The organism is Chryseobacterium sp. CG10_8 (assembly GCF_058117085.1).
This window is the reverse complement of record NZ_JBYVEB010000031.1, coordinates 1-16,663: the sequence shown is the minus strand read 5'-3', so window position 1 is coordinate 16,663 and position 16,663 is coordinate 1. Positions and strand designations below refer to the sequence as shown.

Below are 16,663 nucleotides of genomic sequence, written 5' to 3'. Positions count from 1 at the left end.
TATTAATTAAGATTTGCCAAAAGATCTCTCTTTCTTACATATATTACAACACCTCCATTATCGCAATCTGGGCTTGTTATTGTCTCTGTAGATGTAACAGTACCAATATAAGTACCGCCAACATACACTCTTGTCTTAACCGTAGCTTCACATGTCGATGTCATCACGACCTTAGACTTCTTTTTGGCTGTATTATTTTTTTTTGAGTAAGCACTCCCACTTGCAAAAGAGACACCTGAAACACCAACTGTTAGTAACAGTCCTAAAACTAATTTTTTCATGATTTTTTTGATTTTAATGTTAAACGTAAGTTCTGTTATTAGTTTGTTGCGCAATTACAATAACATAGTAAAGAAGAAAAAAAAAATATACACAAGCAATAAAGAGTAATTTTATCAAAAAATATATTATGTTAATAAAAAATTGTCAACTACCTAGAGATAATCTCATTTTCTTTGTCAATCCCTCAAAAACCAAATCATAAGAATGATCGATTAGTTTATACAAAAGCTTTGATGGGATACCATCGCATACAACTGTATTCCAATGAAGTTTGTTCATATGATACGCACCAGTTATTTGGGGATATTGTTCTCTAAGCTCTGCGCTCCATTCCGGATTAGCTTTTGCAGAAAACATCAAAGGCTGCTTTTCTAAAGGAACCAACAGAAACATTTTGCCTCCAACTTTGAAAACCAAGGTTTCAGCATCGAATGGAAAGCTTTCTGTAACACCTTTTTTGGAAAGGCAAAAAATCCTAAGTTCTTCGGCGGTCATATTAATATAATTGATGAATGATAAATAATAATTGTTGACTTACTTTTCTACATCAATCAAATTTAGTAATTTTATTAGCGTTAAAAAAATCATTTATTACTCATTATTGATCAATCATAAAAATGAAAGCTCTTGTCATTGGCGCAACTGGTGCTACCGGAAAAGATTTAGTATCTCAACTTTTGAATGATAAAGATTACGAAGAAGTTCATGCTTTTGTTAGGAGGCCGCTTGACATTGAAAATGAAAAGCTAAAAACACATGTTGTCAATTTTGAAAAACCCAACGAATGGCAAGATTTAGTTAAGGGAGATGTTGCTTTTTCTTGTCTTGGAACGACCATAAAAACTGCTGGAAGTAAGGAAGCTCAAAGAAAGGTTGATTTTGATTACCAATATAATTTTGCCAAAGCGGCAAGAGAAAATGAGGTAGATGATTATATTTTGGTTTCAGCGTATGGAGCTTCTCCCAATTCCAAAATTTTCTACAGCCGAATGAAGGGTGAATTAGAACAAGCTGTGAAAGATCTTCATTTTCATAAAATGACCATCTTCCAACCCGGAATGCTAGACCGAAAAAACACCGATAGAACGGCAGAAGCGTTAGGTGGAAAAATTATCAAATTCGCTAATAAATTAGGTGTACTAGAAAGTCAAAAACCACTTCCCACTGAAGTACTAGCTCAGGCCATGATTAATTCTGCAAAGATTAAATCTTATGGCTATTCCAAAATAAAATTAGGGAGTATTTTCAGTTTTGCAGAGAAAGGGCATGATTAGTTTAATAATTTCACTAACTCTATAAATTAAAAAATCCGGAACTATGTTCCGGATTTTTCATATGGTAATAAAATATTACTTTTTATTCTTCAAAGCTTCTTCTTTTGCAGAATACTCTTTGAATTTAGCTTCATTCTTTGTTGACTGATACATTCCCTTAAGAAGTGTTACCACATCGATATCATCAGGTGCTAATTGATGCCATTTTTCACCATAAGGAATTGCTTTTTGGAAACGAGCTCTTCGCTCTTCTAACAATTTGTTAAGCTGATCGTTTTTTCCAGCTTTTTTAAGTTCATTAAACTCCTTAATAAACTTATCATCATCTCCCATACTCACGTAAGTTAAATTCTGATAAGCATTGACCATTTTAGGATCTAATTGCACAGCTTTCTCAAAAGATTGAATTGCGGCAGCTGTTGTACTAGGTTCTTTACTTTGAAGAACTCCTAAATTATACCAACTAGTAGCATCATTAGGGTTATTCTCCAAATGCTTCTTAAGACTAGCCATAAATTCATCTGTCTTACCAGCTTTGTAGTAAGTAGTAGCTTGCAAATCAGATAACTCACTATTTTTTGGGAATTTTTTGATTCCTTTATCAATAAGCGAAAGCGCTTCGTCGTATTTCTTATCTTCAATATAAACTCTTGCAGCCGCAATATAAAGATCTTCTTCTATACTTTTCGTAGTCTCGGATTTGAAATCGGTATAATCTTTTGAAGATCCTTTCAAAGTTGTCCACATTCCCTTTTCAAATGAAAATTCCTTTCCTGAAGCTACTTCTTTTGCTGTATAAGTTGTCTCCACACCATCATATCCAGAAGCGATCAACTGATCAAAAAGTTTCTCTGCACTCGGATAATCTTTAGCATAAGTATAACTCAAAGCAGAATTATACAAATATTGATAGTTGGGTTTTCCTACTGCTTTTTGTAAATCAAAAATTTGCTTAAATTTTTCACCAGCAACAGCATAATTTTTCGCATTATAAGCATCAATTCCTGCCTTACTTGCTGTTTGTAAAATCGGATCAATCATTGCTGCCAATTTCTGAGTTGTTGTTGGAGCATAAGTGGATTCCTTCAAACCAGAAACCCCAGATGCATCTGCAGCTTGCTTACCTACATAGTACACTTTATTTTTATCGGCATCCTTACCACTGTAAATCTTGGAGGTTGCCATATCATTAATTTTTGCTAAATAACCAGCACCTTCATTCGTCTTTCCGGACTTCAAAAGAGACACTCCTTTTGCAAAATAATATTGTTCCAACACTTCTGGCTCCAAAAGATAAGTCTTACCTCCCAAAGCTGACTCCGCTGCCGTGATTTGAGAACTTGCAGTCGCCATATCATTAGATTCAACCGCCTTATAAGCTGCCTGAATCTCTTTTTTCTGAGCCATAGTCCATGCAACTGTTAGCATCGCTACACTCAAGATCAGTTTTTTCATATTATAAAAATTTGAATGATATTAATACTTTACTTTCTAAATTCTATTCTTCTGAAGTTTCTGAAGTTTCATCATTTTGAACCTCTGCTTCAGGTGAATTGCTTGTATCTACATTTGAAACTTCATTAGTTCCCTCTTCATCCATTACTTCTTCTCCATCTTCCACATCTTTATCCATCTCCACTTTTGCGATAGCAGCAATTTCGTCACCTTTCTTCAAGTTAATTACTCTTACTCCTTGAGTATTTCTACCCATTACACGAAGTTCATCCATTCCCATTCGGATAGCAACACCTGATTTGTTGATGATCATCAATCCATCTTCATCAGTTACTGACTGAATACCTACAACTTCACCCGTCTTTTCGGTTACATTCATTGTAATAACTCCTTTCCCTCCTCTGTTGGTCATTCTGTAATCTTCAACAGCAGATCTCTTACCATAACCATTGGCCGAAACTACCAATACAGATTCCTGTTCAACATCATTTACAACTATCATTCCAATAACTTCATCTCCTTCTTCAAGGCTAATTCCTCTTACACCAATAGATGTTCTTCCCACTTCTCTTACTTTTTCTTCTGGGAAACGGATACACTTACCATTTTTAGTAGCAATCATGATTTCCGATTGTCCATTAGTCAATCTTGCTCCTAAAAGTTGATCATTGTCTCGGATTTCAATCGCATTAATACCATTAGTTCTTGGACGAGAATAAGCTTCAAGAGTGGTCTTCTTAATGGTTCCGTTTTTCGTAATCATCACCACATTCATTTGATTAACATAATCAACGTCTTTCAAATCATTGGTTCTGATATAGGCTTTAATTTTATCATCTGGTTCGATATTAATCAAATTCTGTACAGCTCTACCTTTGGAAGTTTTGGAACCTTCTGGAATTTCGAACACTCTTAACCAATAACATTTACCCTTTTCAGTAAAGAACAACATATACTGGTGATTAGTTGCAGATACGATGTACTCTAAGAAATCTTCATCTCTTGTAGTTGCACCTCTGTTACCAACTCCTCCTCTACTTTGTACTTTGTATTCTGAAAGCAATGTTCTCTTCACATATCCAGCGTGAGAAATAGTAAGAACTACACTTTCGTTTGGAATGAAGTCTTCAATAGACATCTCTCCACCCGAATAATCGATTTCAGTTCTTCTTTCGTCACCATATTTTTGCTTGATTTCCAGCATTTCGTCCTTGATAATCTGATATCTTCTTGGTTCGTTGGACAAAATATCTTCCAAATCCTTAATGAATCGCATAATTTCCTCATACTCAGCACGGATTTTATCCAACTCCATTCCAGTAAGACGAGCCAAACGTAAATCCAAAATCGCTTGCGCTTGAATTTCCGAAAGTTCGAATTCTGCAATTAAGCCTTCTTTTGCTTCTTGAGGATTAGCACTATGTCTAATAATGGAAATCGCTTTGTCTAAGTCATCTTGAGTACCGATAACTTTCATGAAGCCTTCCAAAATATGAGCTCTTTCTTTTGCTTTTCTTAGTTCATACTCGGTTCTTCTGACAATCACTTCATGACGGTGTTCAACGAAATGAAGAATAATATCTTTCAAATTCAATTGTACTGGTCTTCCTTTAACCAATGCAATATTATTAACACTAAAGGATGTTTGAAGTGCTGTATATTTATACAATAAATTAAGAACTACATTAGGAATTGCGTCATGTTTTAATTCGTACACAACACGAAGACCAGTACGATCGGATTCATCTCTAATTTCATAGATACCAGGAATCTTTTCATCTTTGACTAACTCAGCTGTACGCGCAATCATCTCTGCCTTATTGACTTGATACGGAATTTCCGTTACAATGATAGCGTTACGATTCCCTATTTCTTCGAAGCCTACTTTAGCACGCAAAACAATTCTTCCTCTTCCCGTGTGAAAAGCATCTCTTACCCCATCATATCCGTAAATAATACCTCCAGTTGGAAAATCAGGAGCAATAACATGAGTCATTAACTCATCAATAGTAATTTCTCTGTTATCAATATAAGCACAAATTGCATCAATAGCTTCAGATAGATTATGTGGCGCCATATTAGTCGCCATACCTACCGCAATCCCTGAAGTTCCGTTCACCAAGAGGTTTGGAATCTTAGTTGGAAGAACAGTCGGTTCTGTCAAGGAGTCATCAAAGTTATTTTGAAAATCAACAGTTTCTTTATCTAAATCTGCCAAAATCTCGTCAGAAATCTTCTTCAATCTTGCTTCAGTATAACGCATTGCAGCTGGTGGATCACCATCCATGGAACCGAAGTTACCTTGTCCATCTACTTGCTCATATCTCAAACTCCAAGACTGAGCCATACGAACCATCGCATCATAAACCGAAGAATCTCCATGAGGGTGATATTTACCTAATACATCCCCAACAATTCTCGCAGATTTCAAATGCTTTCTATTGGAAAATACATTGAGACCATACATCCCGTAAAGCACCCTTCTATGTACTGGCTTAAGACCATCTCTTACATCTGGTAACGCTCTGGAAACAATTACCGACATCGAATAATCGATGTAAGAGGATTTCATCTCGTCAACAATATTAATTGGTATTAATCTTTCTCCTTCTTTTTGCATAAATATTATTTAATATATTATAAATCAGAGGTTTATAAAAATACTAAACCTGCTATTTTTTTCATTTATTTCGAACGTGCTAATGTACGGAATTTATGTCTTTTTGACGAATATTTGTGGATAAAAAAATCGAAAAAATTCGCATTAAAAAACATTATCGCAAGTGAAAATTTTCACGACTTTTGCCAAATAATTTGATTTCTAAAAATTTGACCCATGGATATACTTAGTATCACCTTTCATTCTACCGAACAAACCATCAAAAACTGGGAGCAATACGCTCAAGAGGATTTGAAATTACTGCTTGAAAACCTGATGGATGTGGAGCAATATGTTTTCTCCGAAATCGAAAATGAGATGATTAAAGAAGGTAGAAATTATAACGCTCTTTTGTTTTTTGAAAACGAGGACTTAAGAAGTGATTTCATCGAGTTCGAATTTCCACATATTGCAGAAAGAATCCAAGCAAAATTCGGAAGCGAAGTAATGATTTTCCCTACCTTCATCAATCCCCTTTTCCACCGTTTTCAATAGACTCCAAAATACCATTCCAACAAAAAGACCTAAATTTGCTTTCGATTTTTTATAAATTCAATTAATATCTTAATATGTTAAAAAGCTTTCTGGGAAGTAGCCCTTACTGGTATAAGAAGACTATTCTTTTTTTACTCATTGCAAATACCGTTTTATTTTTTGGACTTCCATTTTTTTTAGACCACCATATTTCTAACCAAATCATATCTTGGCTTTTTATAGGTGAGTTCATCTTCACTCTTGCTATGGCCCTAAAATGTTACCCGTTACAGAGTGGTGGGCTTCTGGCGATACAGATTATGACTTTTGGATTAACTACTCCCAAAAATGCTTATACTGAAGTAGGCTCTAATCTAGAAGTTATCTTATTACTGATGTTTATGGTAGCTGGAATCTACTTCATGAGGCCTTTGCTTATGTTTATTTTCAGTAGGGTTTTTGTTAAGGTAAAATCAAAAATACTCCTATCATTAAGTATCACTTTTATCGCTGCTTTTCTTTCTGCTTTTCTAGATGCATTAACTGTAACTGCCGTTTTGATAAGCGTTTGCGTAGGTTTTTTTGAAATTTATCACAAAATTAGCTCGAACAAACATTCTGACTACAACAAAAATGAAATCGCAGACAGCCAAGAAATGAAAGGAAAAACACTGGAGCAGTTCCGAGCTTTTCTGCGAAGTCTCATTATGCATGGTGTTGTTGGTACAGCTTTAGGAGGTGTTGCAACCCTTGTTGGAGAACCTCAAAACCTCTTAATTGGTGAAAAAATGGGTGAAGATTTTATTAATTTCTTTATTCATATGGCTCCAGTCTCAATGCCTGTTTTGGTCTGTGGACTTCTAACTACGATTTTGCTTGAAAAACTAAAAATTTTCGGATACGGTGCAAAACTTCCCGAAGAAGTAAGGCACATCTTGGAAACATACACTGAGGAAGAAAGCAAGAAAATGACTAAAAAATCCAAGTACTTTCTATGGGTACAAGGAATTGCTGCAGTTTTACTAATAATAGCATTAGCTTCACATATTGCCCCAGTTGGCTTTATTGGTCTTGCAATCATTGTTTTCCAAACCGCATTTATGGGAATCACCACAGAACACCAACTTGGAAAGGCCTTCGAAGAAGCGCTTCCTTTTACTGCCTTATTAGTAGTGTTCTTTGTGGTTGTATCAATGATACATGACCAGCATTTATTCAAACCGATTATTGAATTTGCACTAAGTCAGCCTCACGAAAATCAACCAGCCATTTTCTATATCGCCAACGGAATTCTATCTGCAATTAGTGACAATGTCTTTGTTGCCACAGTCTACATCAACGAAGTATCAGAAGCCTATAATCGCGGAGAAATCACCCTAGAACATCTTCATAAATTAGCGATTGCCATCAACACCGGAACTAATCTTCCAAGTGTTGCAACACCCAATGGACAAGCAGCATTTTTGTTTTTGCTAACCTCATCTTTAGCCCCATTAATCAATCTTTCCTACGGAAAAATGCTAAAAATGGCATTTCCATACACCATCGTTTTGGGAGGAATCGGATTGCTATGTGTTTATCTTTTTATAAAGTAGATTAATTTGAAATAATCATCAATAAATAACCCAACGCCTCTGGCGTCGGGTTATTTTTATACCTTATAAAATCAAAATCCTAAACGAAAGGAAGCTTAACAACTTTCGCTGGAATATTCTTATTTCTAATCTGAATATAGATTTCAGAACCTAGTTTGAAATGAGGCTTTGCAACATACGCCAAACCAATTCCTACTTTTTTCATTGGACTCATGGTTCCGGAAGTTACTTTACCAATCTCATTACCTTCTGCATCAACCACCAAATAATCATGTCTTGGGATTGCTTTCTCCAACATTTCGAATCCTACTAATTTTCTAGAAGTTCCTTCTTCTTTTTGTTTTTTCAGTAATTCAGAATCTACAAAATCTCCCTTATCTAATTTTGTAATCCATCCAAGCCCCGCTTTCAAAGAGGAAGTTGTATCATCGATATCATTACCGTACAAACAGAACCCTTTCTCCAATCTCAAGGTATCTCTTGCGGCTAATCCACAAGGAATAATCCCCTCTTCTTTTCCGGCTTCCAAAATAGCATTCCACAATTGTTCCGCATATTGGTTTTCGAAATAAATTTCGAAACCACCGCTTCCTGTATAACCGGTGTTAGAAATGATAACATTAGAAACACCATCAACAGACCCAACCGTAAAATGATAATAAGCAATATCACCCAAATTAGTTTCAGTTAATTTTTGCAAAATCTCAGTAGCTTTTGGCCCTTGTACTGCAATCAGAGACATTTCATCGGAAGCGTTCGTCATTTTAGCCCCGAATTTTTCATTGTACTTGGAAATATGATTCCAATCTTTTTCGATATTGGATGCATTAACAACAACGAAATATTTTTCATCATTCATTTTGTAAACAATCAAATCATCTACAATTCCTCCATTTCCATTAGGAAGACAAGAATATTGAGCTTGTTCATTCACCAATTTGGATACATCATTAGAAGTGACATATTGCAAAAGGTCTTTCGCGGTTTCACCCTCAATAAAGAATTGACCCATGTGCGAAACATCAAAAATACCTGCCTTTTCACGAACTGCAAAATGCTCTTCGGTCACCCCAGAATACTGAACCGGCATTTCGAATCCGGCAAATGGAACAATTTTGGCGCCCAGTGCGACATGCGTGTTGTACAATGCTGTTTTATTCATATTATAAATTTGTAAAATGTTCTAATTTTTTGCTTTAGTTTCTAAAGATTCACTTTATAAACGATGTTGATATTCTTCCAAAATAATTTTAAACCATTCTGTGAAATTCTGCGGATTTTCAGCCATCTCTTTCTCCAAATCAGCCATTGAAATGTACCTTATTTCTGACACCTCTTTTTCATTAAGGTCAAATTCTCCTTCGTACTTACCAATAAAGACATGGTCTAGTTCGTGCTCCCACAAATCCTGTCCAACATCTGCTTTATATATAAAATGAAATTTTTCAGAAATATCAGCCTCGATTCCCAATTCCTCTTGAAGTCGCCTTTTGGCACCTTCTAGATAGGTCTCGTCAACACGTGGATGTGAGCAAACAGCATTAGTCCACTGATCTGGAGAATGGTATTTTTCAGAAGCTCTTTTTTGGAGTAACATCTCTCCTTTTTCATTAAATAAAAAAACTGAAAAAGCACGATGCAAAAGTCCATTAACGTGAGCTTGCTGCTTCTCCATAAGCCCTAACACCTCATCATTCTCCGAAACTAATACTACCTGTTCTTCCATAGTTTTTCTAAAGTGACCAAAGATACATATTTTCAGAGACAAGTAAAAACTCTTTTAGAGACATCTCAAATAGTTATTTAAGGTAAAAATTTAACTCAAATTTAAAGTAAATCAACAAGTTGCATTTTGAAAAAAAAGCTTAATTTTGCGTCCTGAAAAAATTATAGAAAACTATGGAATTAGAGTACAAGGATCATTTGAGTCCTATGTTAAAAGAAGGGGTAAAAAATTACCTTATCGATATCGATGGAACCATCACGGATGACGTTCCTAACGAGGAACCAGAAAGAATGGTCACTTGCGAACCTTATCCAGATGCTTTGGAGACGATCAACAAATGGTATGACGAAGGTCACTTGATTTGCTTTTTCACTTCGCGAACAGAAGATCTTAAACAAATCACCAAAGAATGGTTAGACAAGCATGGCTTCAAATACCATAGTATCCTATGTGGAAAACCAAGAGGTGGAAATTACCATTGGATTGACAATCACATGGTGAGAGCAACACGTTATGAAGGAAAATTTACCGATATGGTAGAAAAATTAGTGACAATAGAAGTTTTTAAAGACTAAAGATGAAAATTTTAGCAAATGACGGTCTAGATCAATCAGGTATTGATGCTTTGACAGCAAAAGGATTTGAAGTAATTACGGACAAAGTTTCTCAGGAATCTTTAGCAGATTATATTAACGCCCATCAGATTAGAACTGTATTGGTGAGATCTGCAACCCAAATAAGACAAGAACTTATTGATGCATGTCCATCCATAGAAATTATCGGAAGAGGTGGTGTTGGCATGGATAATATCGATGTTTCTTATGCAAGATCCAAGGGAATCCATGTTATTAACACTCCTTCTGCTTCGTCAGCTTCTGTAGCAGAATTGGTTTTTGCACATTTGTTTTCTGGAGCTAGATTTCTTGAAGATTCTAACCGGAAAATGCCTGAAGTGGGGAATACCGAATTTGCAACTTTGAAAAAAGCTTATTCAAAAGGGATTGAACTTCGAGGAAAAACCATCGGAATTATTGGGATGGGAAGAATCGGCCAGGAAGTTGCAAAAATTGCTCTTGGACTTGGAATGAGAGTTCTCGCAGCCGATAACCAAATTGGGAAAGCGAGCATTAAAGTAAAATTCTACAACAATCAATACATCAATGTAGAAATCGAAACCGAGCCGATGATTGACGTTTTGAAACACGCTGATTTCATCACTCTTCATGTGCCTGCACAACAAAACGGTTATATGATTGGTAAAAATGAAATCGAAATGATGAAAGATGGTGTTGCTATTGTGAACTGTTCTCGTGGAGGAGTAATTGATGAACTAGCTCTTATTGATGCATTGAATTCTGGGAAAATTAGATTTGCAGGTTTAGATGTTTTCGAAAACGAACCTACTCCAAAAACTGAATTGCTTCAGCACCCAAAAATCTCCCTAACACCTCATACTGGAGCTTCAACAGTAGAAGCTCAAGACAGAATTGGACTATCTTTAGCAGACCAGATTTGCTCTATTTTACAAGTCCATTAATCGAATTTTAAAGCATAAAAAAACGCTTCAACTTTGTTGAAGCGTTTTTATTTTAAAGAAGACTTACTATTTCTTTAACAAATCTCTAATTTCAGCCAATAATTCTTCTTGAGTTGGTCCTGCAGGAGCTGGAGCTTCTTCAGCTTTCTTCATTCTATTGATACCTCTTACCAAAAAGAACACTACTAATGCAAGAAGCAAGAAATTAATTAATACTGTAAAAAAGTTACCATAAGCAAAAATTGCTGCGTCAGGAGCCAATTCTTTAGCTTTTGCTAAAGCTGTCCCAGCTGGGATAGCTTCCGAACCCTTACCGATCGCAACATACAAATTACTAAAATCTGGTTTTCCCACAATAGAAGCCACAATTGGCATAATAAGGTCATCTACAACACTAGTTACAATTTTACCAAAAGCACCACCAATGATAACCCCAACCGCTAAATCAAGAGCATTACCCTTAACTGCAAATTCTTTGAATTCTTTTACAAATCCCATAATTTCATCCTTTTTAATGTTATTGCAGGCAAAAATATATATTTTTATTTTATTAATAAGAATATTTTTTGTGGGGTGAATAAGATTTGTATTTTAGTCGCATGAAAATTTTCAATAAACATCAGATTAAAACTATCGACGAAATTACAATCAAGAACGAGCCTGTAACCTCCGTTGAATTGATGGAACGAGCAGCAACAACTGTTGTTAATTGGCTCATGGAAAACAAGGAAAGCGCTACCAATTTCTATGTTTTTTGTGGCAATGGCAATAATGGAGGCGATGGACTCGCAGTTGCTAGAATGCTTTACCAGAAGGGGTATGACGTAGATGTATTCATTGACAATGATAACAACAAGCTTTCTGAGAACGCTCAAATTAATTTGGAAAGATTACAGATGATTTCTGGCGTTGAAATTCATGATTTCAAAGAAGTCGAAAATTTCAAATTTCCAAAAGACAGCGTGATTGTGGATGCAATTTTTGGTAGCGGACTCAACAGAAAAATGGAGGGAAAAGCTAAAGATTTGGTTAAATTCCTTAACAATTTGTGCTTGCCAAAGATTTCTATTGATATCCCGAGCGGGTTATATTGTGACAATAGCATTGAAACAGACCAAACTATTTTCCATGCTGATGACACCTTAAGTATTGAATTTTGGAAGAAATCATTCTTACATGAAGAGACAGGAAAATATTGTGGCAATGTACACCTACTAAGCATTTCCCTTGATGAGGAATGTATAGAAGAAACAGTATCGCGTGACTATATCATTTGCCCAGACCTTGCTGCTAGTATCCATCGAACACGTAAGAATTTTTCTCATAAAGGTAACCATGGAAAAGCATACCTTTCTGGAGGAAGTTTTGGAAAAATGGGTGCAATTTCTTTGGCCACAAAAGCAGCTCTTAGGACAGGAAGCGGATTAACCTTTGTTCACGCGCCCAAATGTGGATATAACGTTCTTCAAACAGGATGTCCAGAAGCAATGTTCCTTAACGGAGGAGAAGATTTTATTCAGAATTTTGATATAGAAAATGACAGCGCAATTGGAATTGGACCAGGCCTTGGAACAGACCCAGAAACTGAACAAAAATTTTTAAAATTTCTCGCTTCGGTAGAAAAGCCTCTGGTTCTTGACGCAGATGCGCTCAATATTATTGCTAAAAATGTCAAAGATAATCTCGGTCTGATTCCGAAAAACTCTATTATTACTCCTCACCCGAAAGAATTCGAACGTCTATTTGGAGCTACGGAGAACACTTTTGACAGAACAGATTTAGCCGTTGAAAAGGCAAAACAATATCAAATCAATATCGTCCTCAAAGGACATCGCACGCAAGTGATAACATCAGAAGGAGATGTCTATTACAACATTACCGGAAACTCAGGAATGGCAAAAGGTGGTAGCGGAGATGTTCTAACAGGAATGTTAACTGCTCTTCTTGCTCAAAATTACTCTCCAATTGAAGCTGCATTTTTGGGTGTTTGGTTACATGGAAAAGCAGGCGATTTCGCAGCTGCAAAGTTTTCGAAAGAAGCCATGCTAGCTTCTGATTTGGTTAATGAAATTGGTTCAGCTTTTATGAGTCTTAAAAAAGCCTTATAAACATTGCGTTTATAAGGCTTTTATATTTTTTTTCAATCTAATCATTCAGGTTTTTGGTTTTGTTCTTCTGTAATTTTCATTTTGGAAGACATCACCATAATCACTACCCCAGCAATCATAAACGGAATTGAAAGAACCTGACCTGTATTAAGACTTCCCAAAGTAATCGACTCGTGTCCTTGCGGCTCTTTCAAGAATTCTACAAAGAATCTGATACTCCATAGGATAATAAAGAACAATCCAAAAAGCCAACCTTGTTGGTACTTCTTGTTAGTATATCGATACAAGAACCAAAGCAACACAAAAAGCAACACATATCCACTCGCCTCAAAAAGTTGAGTTGGATATCGTGGAATTGTCAAGCCATATTCTTTACTCATTTGCGGAAAAAGAATCGCAAAAGGTGAATCAGGTGACACTGGCTTTCCAATAATTTCGGAATTGAAAAAATTTCCCATTCTCACAAAAGCACCTCCCAAAGCAACAACAATTCCTAAACGGTCGTAAACCCAAAAAGGATTTTTCTTGATGATTTTGAAGGAATAATATAGCGTAGTAAAGATTAGTGCAATCGTAGCTCCATGACTTGCTAATCCTGAAAACCCAGTAAAATGAAGTCCTCCCTTGGTAGAAATAGGAAGAAATACACTCCAAAAATCTTCCTGAAACAGTTCTCGTTGATAGAAAATAACATGTCCTAATCTTGCTCCAAAAATAGTCCCAAGCAAAGTCCAAGTGAACAAAGGTTCTAGATATTTCTCATTAACATTATCGATTTTGAAAATTCGGTACATGATGACATATCCCAAACCAAAAGCAAAAATAAACATCAAACTATAGAAGTGTAATGTAACTGGTCCTAGTTTGATTCCTGGTGAAGGATCCCAAATCTTAAATGGTGTTTCTAATTCAACTTGGTCACTAAAAGTTAGTTTAGCAGTACTATTGAGCATGTACTTGAGATGCACTGCATTATCCAAAGTCACTTGCGTATCAAATGGTTTGAAATTTTTATCCAAAAACTGAAAACCAGAATCTTTATAATCTTGAAGAACACCCGTCAAATATTTATTTCTTTCCGCATCTCCTTTTTCAAAATTGGATTCGTTAACAATCACTAGAGCTTCTTTTTTCACCACAAATCCATAGAAATCTTCGTAATCTGTCGATGCGTAAATTTTAACTGGAATTGATTTGGAATTAATCTGAAGCTGTCCATCCGAAAAATCCTGTCCCGCAGTCTGCGCGAACATCCCTTGCATGACAAATGCGAAAATAAAGAGATAAATACGAAAAAAAATATTGCCTGTTTTCATTGACTTTCTTGGGTTAATGTTAATACAACTGTTAGTGTTGGAAATTGGTTTTTTGTTTCAAATAATTTTACTTTTTTTATTTTCTAGGTGGGACTGGGTCGTGACCGCTACCTCCCCAAGGATGACATCGCATAATTCGTCTGACACCCAAATAAAATCCCTTCAATATTCCGTGCGTATGAAGCGCTTCTACCATATAATGCGAGCAAGTGGGTGTATATCTGCAATTGCTTGGAAGTAAAGGTGAAATGCCCCATTGGTAAATTTTAATAAAAAACACCAAAGGAAAAGTAATGATTTTATTGAAACTGATTTTCAAAGCAGTGCAAAAATAGGTATTAATTTGAAAATTATACTTTGAATTTTCAAATTTAAGATTTCTTAACTTTGATGTTTTAAATGAAACTACATGCGCTTCGAATATTCTAAATTCCGAATGAATCTTAATCTAGCTTTGGGTATATGCTGGACTTTGATTGCAATTTCAAAATTCTTCCCGTTTGAAGACAACGAAATGCGCTGGCAAGATTTTGTTTTTGTTATTTTAGGATTATTGTATCTTGGACTGTTTCTATTTCAAAAAATAAAAGGATATGTAGTGATTGGTGATGACAAAATTATATCAAAAGGATTTCGTAATAAAACTATTTTTCTAGATGATATCACAAAAATCAAATATGTCCCATCCTATTACACCATAAAAAGTAAAGACAGCCAAATAATTGTTCATATAGAAAATATCAACAAAAATCAGCAACAACTATTCAAAGAAAAAATAAATCAAATCCAGGAACATTTGAACGCTCAACCTCTATCTTAAACTTAACCTGAATCTAACACATCTTGAACACCAATACTCCACTAGCCGAACAATTACGACCAAAATCCTTAGATGAAGTTCTGGGACAAGAACATCTTACGGGAAAATTAGGAACCATCAGAAAAATGTTGGAAAATGATTCACTCAATTCTCTTATTTTTTGGGGACCTCCTGGAACAGGAAAAACGACTTTGGCAGAAATTATTTCAGAAAAATCTGGTCGTAAATTTTTTAAGCTTTCCGCTGTATCCAGTGGAGTAAAAGAGGTTCGTGAGGTGATTGATGATGCTAAAAAACAGAATCTTTTCTCTGGAAAATCACCAATTCTTTTTATTGATGAAATTCACCGATTCAATAAGTCGCAACAAGACTCTTTGCTTCATGCAGTAGAAAAAGGTTGGATTATCCTGATTGGAGCCACCACCGAAAATCCAAGTTTCGAAGTTGTTTCCGCCCTGCTTTCGCGGTCTCAAGTCTACATCCTGAAATCTTTGAGCTTCGAAAAATTAGAAGAATTAACTGAAGTTGCTTTGGAAAAATTCAATGAAAATCAAAACACGAGTTTCAAAATCAAGGATAAAGGTGCATTAATACAATATTCCGGAGGCGATGCGAGAAAATTAATCAACTCTATTGAATTGGTTCTTAATCAGTATAAAAACTCTAAAAAGAAAGAAATCAAAAATGAGGATGTAATGTCTGTTTTGCAAGAAACCATGGCGTTATATGATAAAAATGGAGAACAACATTACGACATTATTTCAGCTTTTATTAAGTCGATGAGAGGAAGCGACCCTAATGCAGCCGTGTATTGGTTAGCTAGGATGATAGCAGGAGGTGAAGATGTCAAATTTATCGCAAGAAGAATGGTGATTCTTGCAGCAGAAGATATTGGTCTTGCCAATCCTAACGCTTTGACGGTGGCCAATAACTGCTTTCAAGCTGTTAACGTTATTGGAAATCCAGAGGCCCGAATCATCTTAAGTGAAACGGCCATATATTTAGCGGTTTCACCAAAATCCAATTCTGGATATATGGCAATTAATGAAGCTCTAGCTCTCGTCAAGAAAACAGGAAATCTCCCCGTTCCATTACACCTCCGTAACGCTCCTACCCGATTGATGAAAGATTTGGATTATGGAAAAGAGTATCAATATGCCCATTCTTATGAAGGAAATTTCGTTAACCAAGAATTTTTGCCGGAAGAAATTTCAGGTACTACTTTTTACGTCCCAGGAGACAATCCTACCGAAAGAAAAATAAGAGAAGAGCTAGAAAAAAAATGGAAAGGAAAGTATTAACTATTTTTTGTTGTTGAAAAAAAATACCATCCAAACTTTTCAGTATTTGACAAAAAAAAAGCACTCTCCGTAGAAAGCGCCTTAGTAAATAAAATAGTTCAAGTTTAATTTCTTTG

Annotated in this window: 17 protein-coding genes; 8 read left to right on the top strand and 9 right to left on the bottom strand. The window is 35.6% G+C overall.

All coding sequences use genetic code 11. From position 1 onward, the window contains the following. Positions 1 to 2: 2 nt before the first annotated feature. Together AC4AGG_RS07170 and AC4AGG_RS07165 are read right to left on the bottom strand one after the other, a co-directional pair. Positions 3 to 335: a hypothetical protein gene (locus tag AC4AGG_RS07170; RefSeq protein ID WP_489771308.1), complete on the bottom strand. Its 333-nt coding sequence runs from the start codon at positions 333 to 335 to the stop codon at positions 3 to 5. A gap of 91 nt (positions 336 to 426) precedes the next feature. Further along, a complete protein-coding gene (locus AC4AGG_RS07165; protein ID WP_489771307.1) occupies positions 427 to 777 on the bottom strand; it encodes an MmcQ/YjbR family DNA-binding protein in 351 nt (116 codons plus the stop codon). A 122-nt stretch (positions 778 to 899) separates the two neighbouring features. Here AC4AGG_RS07165 and AC4AGG_RS07160 point away from each other — a divergent pair, with 122 nt between their 5' ends. Continuing rightward, positions 900 to 1,556, top strand: coding sequence for an NAD(P)H-binding protein (locus tag AC4AGG_RS07160; RefSeq protein ID WP_489771306.1), 657 nt, complete (start codon positions 900 to 902; stop codon positions 1,554 to 1,556). Between the two features lie 75 nt (positions 1,557 to 1,631). Here AC4AGG_RS07160 and AC4AGG_RS07155 read toward each other — a convergent pair whose 3' ends face one another. Together AC4AGG_RS07155 and gyrA are read right to left on the bottom strand one after the other, a co-directional pair. Next, complete coding sequence (locus AC4AGG_RS07155) at positions 1,632 to 3,011, bottom strand: tetratricopeptide repeat protein (protein ID WP_489771305.1); 1,380 nt, start codon at positions 3,009 to 3,011, stop codon at positions 1,632 to 1,634. A gap of 43 nt (positions 3,012 to 3,054) precedes the next feature. Beyond that, positions 3,055 to 5,631, bottom strand: a complete 2,577-nt coding sequence (gyrA, locus tag AC4AGG_RS07150; RefSeq protein WP_489771304.1) for a DNA gyrase subunit A — start codon at positions 5,629 to 5,631, stop codon at positions 3,055 to 3,057. A gap of 216 nt (positions 5,632 to 5,847) precedes the next feature. Here gyrA and AC4AGG_RS07145 point away from each other — a divergent pair, with 216 nt between their 5' ends. Both AC4AGG_RS07145 and nhaB read left to right on the top strand, forming a co-directional pair. Continuing rightward, positions 5,848 to 6,165: a DUF4286 family protein gene (locus tag AC4AGG_RS07145; protein WP_489771303.1), complete on the top strand. Its 318-nt coding sequence runs from the start codon at positions 5,848 to 5,850 to the stop codon at positions 6,163 to 6,165. A gap of 74 nt (positions 6,166 to 6,239) precedes the next feature. After that, positions 6,240 to 7,739, top strand: a complete 1,500-nt coding sequence (nhaB, locus tag AC4AGG_RS07140) for a sodium/proton antiporter NhaB (protein ID WP_489771302.1) — start codon at positions 6,240 to 6,242, stop codon at positions 7,737 to 7,739. 79 nt (positions 7,740 to 7,818) lie between these two features. Here the strand turns inward: nhaB and gcvT are convergent, their stop codons facing one another. Continuing rightward, the gene (gcvT, locus tag AC4AGG_RS07135) at positions 7,819 to 8,901 is read right to left on the bottom strand and encodes a glycine cleavage system aminomethyltransferase GcvT (protein ID WP_489771301.1); all 1,083 of its coding nucleotides are present in this window, start codon (positions 8,899 to 8,901) and stop codon (positions 7,819 to 7,821) included. 54 nt (positions 8,902 to 8,955) lie between these two features. Continuing rightward, positions 8,956 to 9,465 carry an isopentenyl-diphosphate Delta-isomerase gene (gene idi, locus AC4AGG_RS07130; protein WP_489771300.1) on the bottom strand — a complete coding sequence of 170 codons (510 nt, stop codon included), beginning with the start codon at positions 9,463 to 9,465 and terminating at the stop codon, positions 8,956 to 8,958. Positions 9,466 to 9,638: 173 nt separating this feature from the next. On the opposite strand from idi, the gene AC4AGG_RS07125 reads away from it, so the two are divergent. Together AC4AGG_RS07125 and AC4AGG_RS07120 are read left to right on the top strand one after the other, a co-directional pair. Continuing rightward, a complete protein-coding gene (locus tag AC4AGG_RS07125) occupies positions 9,639 to 10,040 on the top strand; it encodes an LNS2 domain-containing protein (RefSeq protein WP_489771299.1) in 402 nt (133 codons plus the stop codon). Positions 10,041 to 10,042: 2 nt separating this feature from the next. Next, a complete protein-coding gene (locus AC4AGG_RS07120) occupies positions 10,043 to 11,002 on the top strand; it encodes a D-2-hydroxyacid dehydrogenase (RefSeq protein WP_489771298.1) in 960 nt (319 codons plus the stop codon). A gap of 66 nt (positions 11,003 to 11,068) precedes the next feature. On the opposite strand, the gene mscL is transcribed toward AC4AGG_RS07120, so the two are convergent. Then, positions 11,069 to 11,500 (bottom strand): large conductance mechanosensitive channel protein MscL, encoded by a 432-nt coding sequence (gene mscL / locus AC4AGG_RS07115; protein WP_489771297.1) that lies wholly within the window; start codon positions 11,498 to 11,500, stop codon positions 11,069 to 11,071. 101 nt (positions 11,501 to 11,601) lie between these two features. On the opposite strand from mscL, the gene AC4AGG_RS07110 reads away from it, so the two are divergent. Next, entirely contained in the window at positions 11,602 to 13,110 is a 1,509-nt protein-coding gene (locus AC4AGG_RS07110; protein WP_489771296.1) for an NAD(P)H-hydrate dehydratase, read from the top strand. A gap of 41 nt (positions 13,111 to 13,151) precedes the next feature. Here AC4AGG_RS07110 and lgt read toward each other — a convergent pair whose 3' ends face one another. After that, a complete protein-coding gene (lgt, locus tag AC4AGG_RS07105; RefSeq protein WP_489771320.1) occupies positions 13,152 to 14,063 on the bottom strand; it encodes a prolipoprotein diacylglyceryl transferase in 912 nt (303 codons plus the stop codon). 439 nt (positions 14,064 to 14,502) lie between these two features. Next, positions 14,503 to 14,745 carry a membrane protein insertion efficiency factor YidD gene (yidD, locus tag AC4AGG_RS07100; protein WP_489771295.1) on the bottom strand — a complete coding sequence of 81 codons (243 nt, stop codon included), beginning with the start codon at positions 14,743 to 14,745 and terminating at the stop codon, positions 14,503 to 14,505. Between the two features lie 117 nt (positions 14,746 to 14,862). On the opposite strand from yidD, the gene AC4AGG_RS07095 reads away from it, so the two are divergent. Together AC4AGG_RS07095 and AC4AGG_RS07090 are read left to right on the top strand one after the other, a co-directional pair. Further along, on the top strand, positions 14,863 to 15,246 hold the full coding sequence (locus AC4AGG_RS07095) for an EbsA family protein (RefSeq protein WP_489771294.1): 384 nt from the start codon (positions 14,863 to 14,865) through the stop codon (positions 15,244 to 15,246). Positions 15,247 to 15,269: 23 nt separating this feature from the next. Next, entirely contained in the window at positions 15,270 to 16,547 is a 1,278-nt protein-coding gene (locus tag AC4AGG_RS07090; protein ID WP_489771293.1) for a replication-associated recombination protein A, read from the top strand. Positions 16,548 to 16,663: the final 116 nt, after the last annotated feature.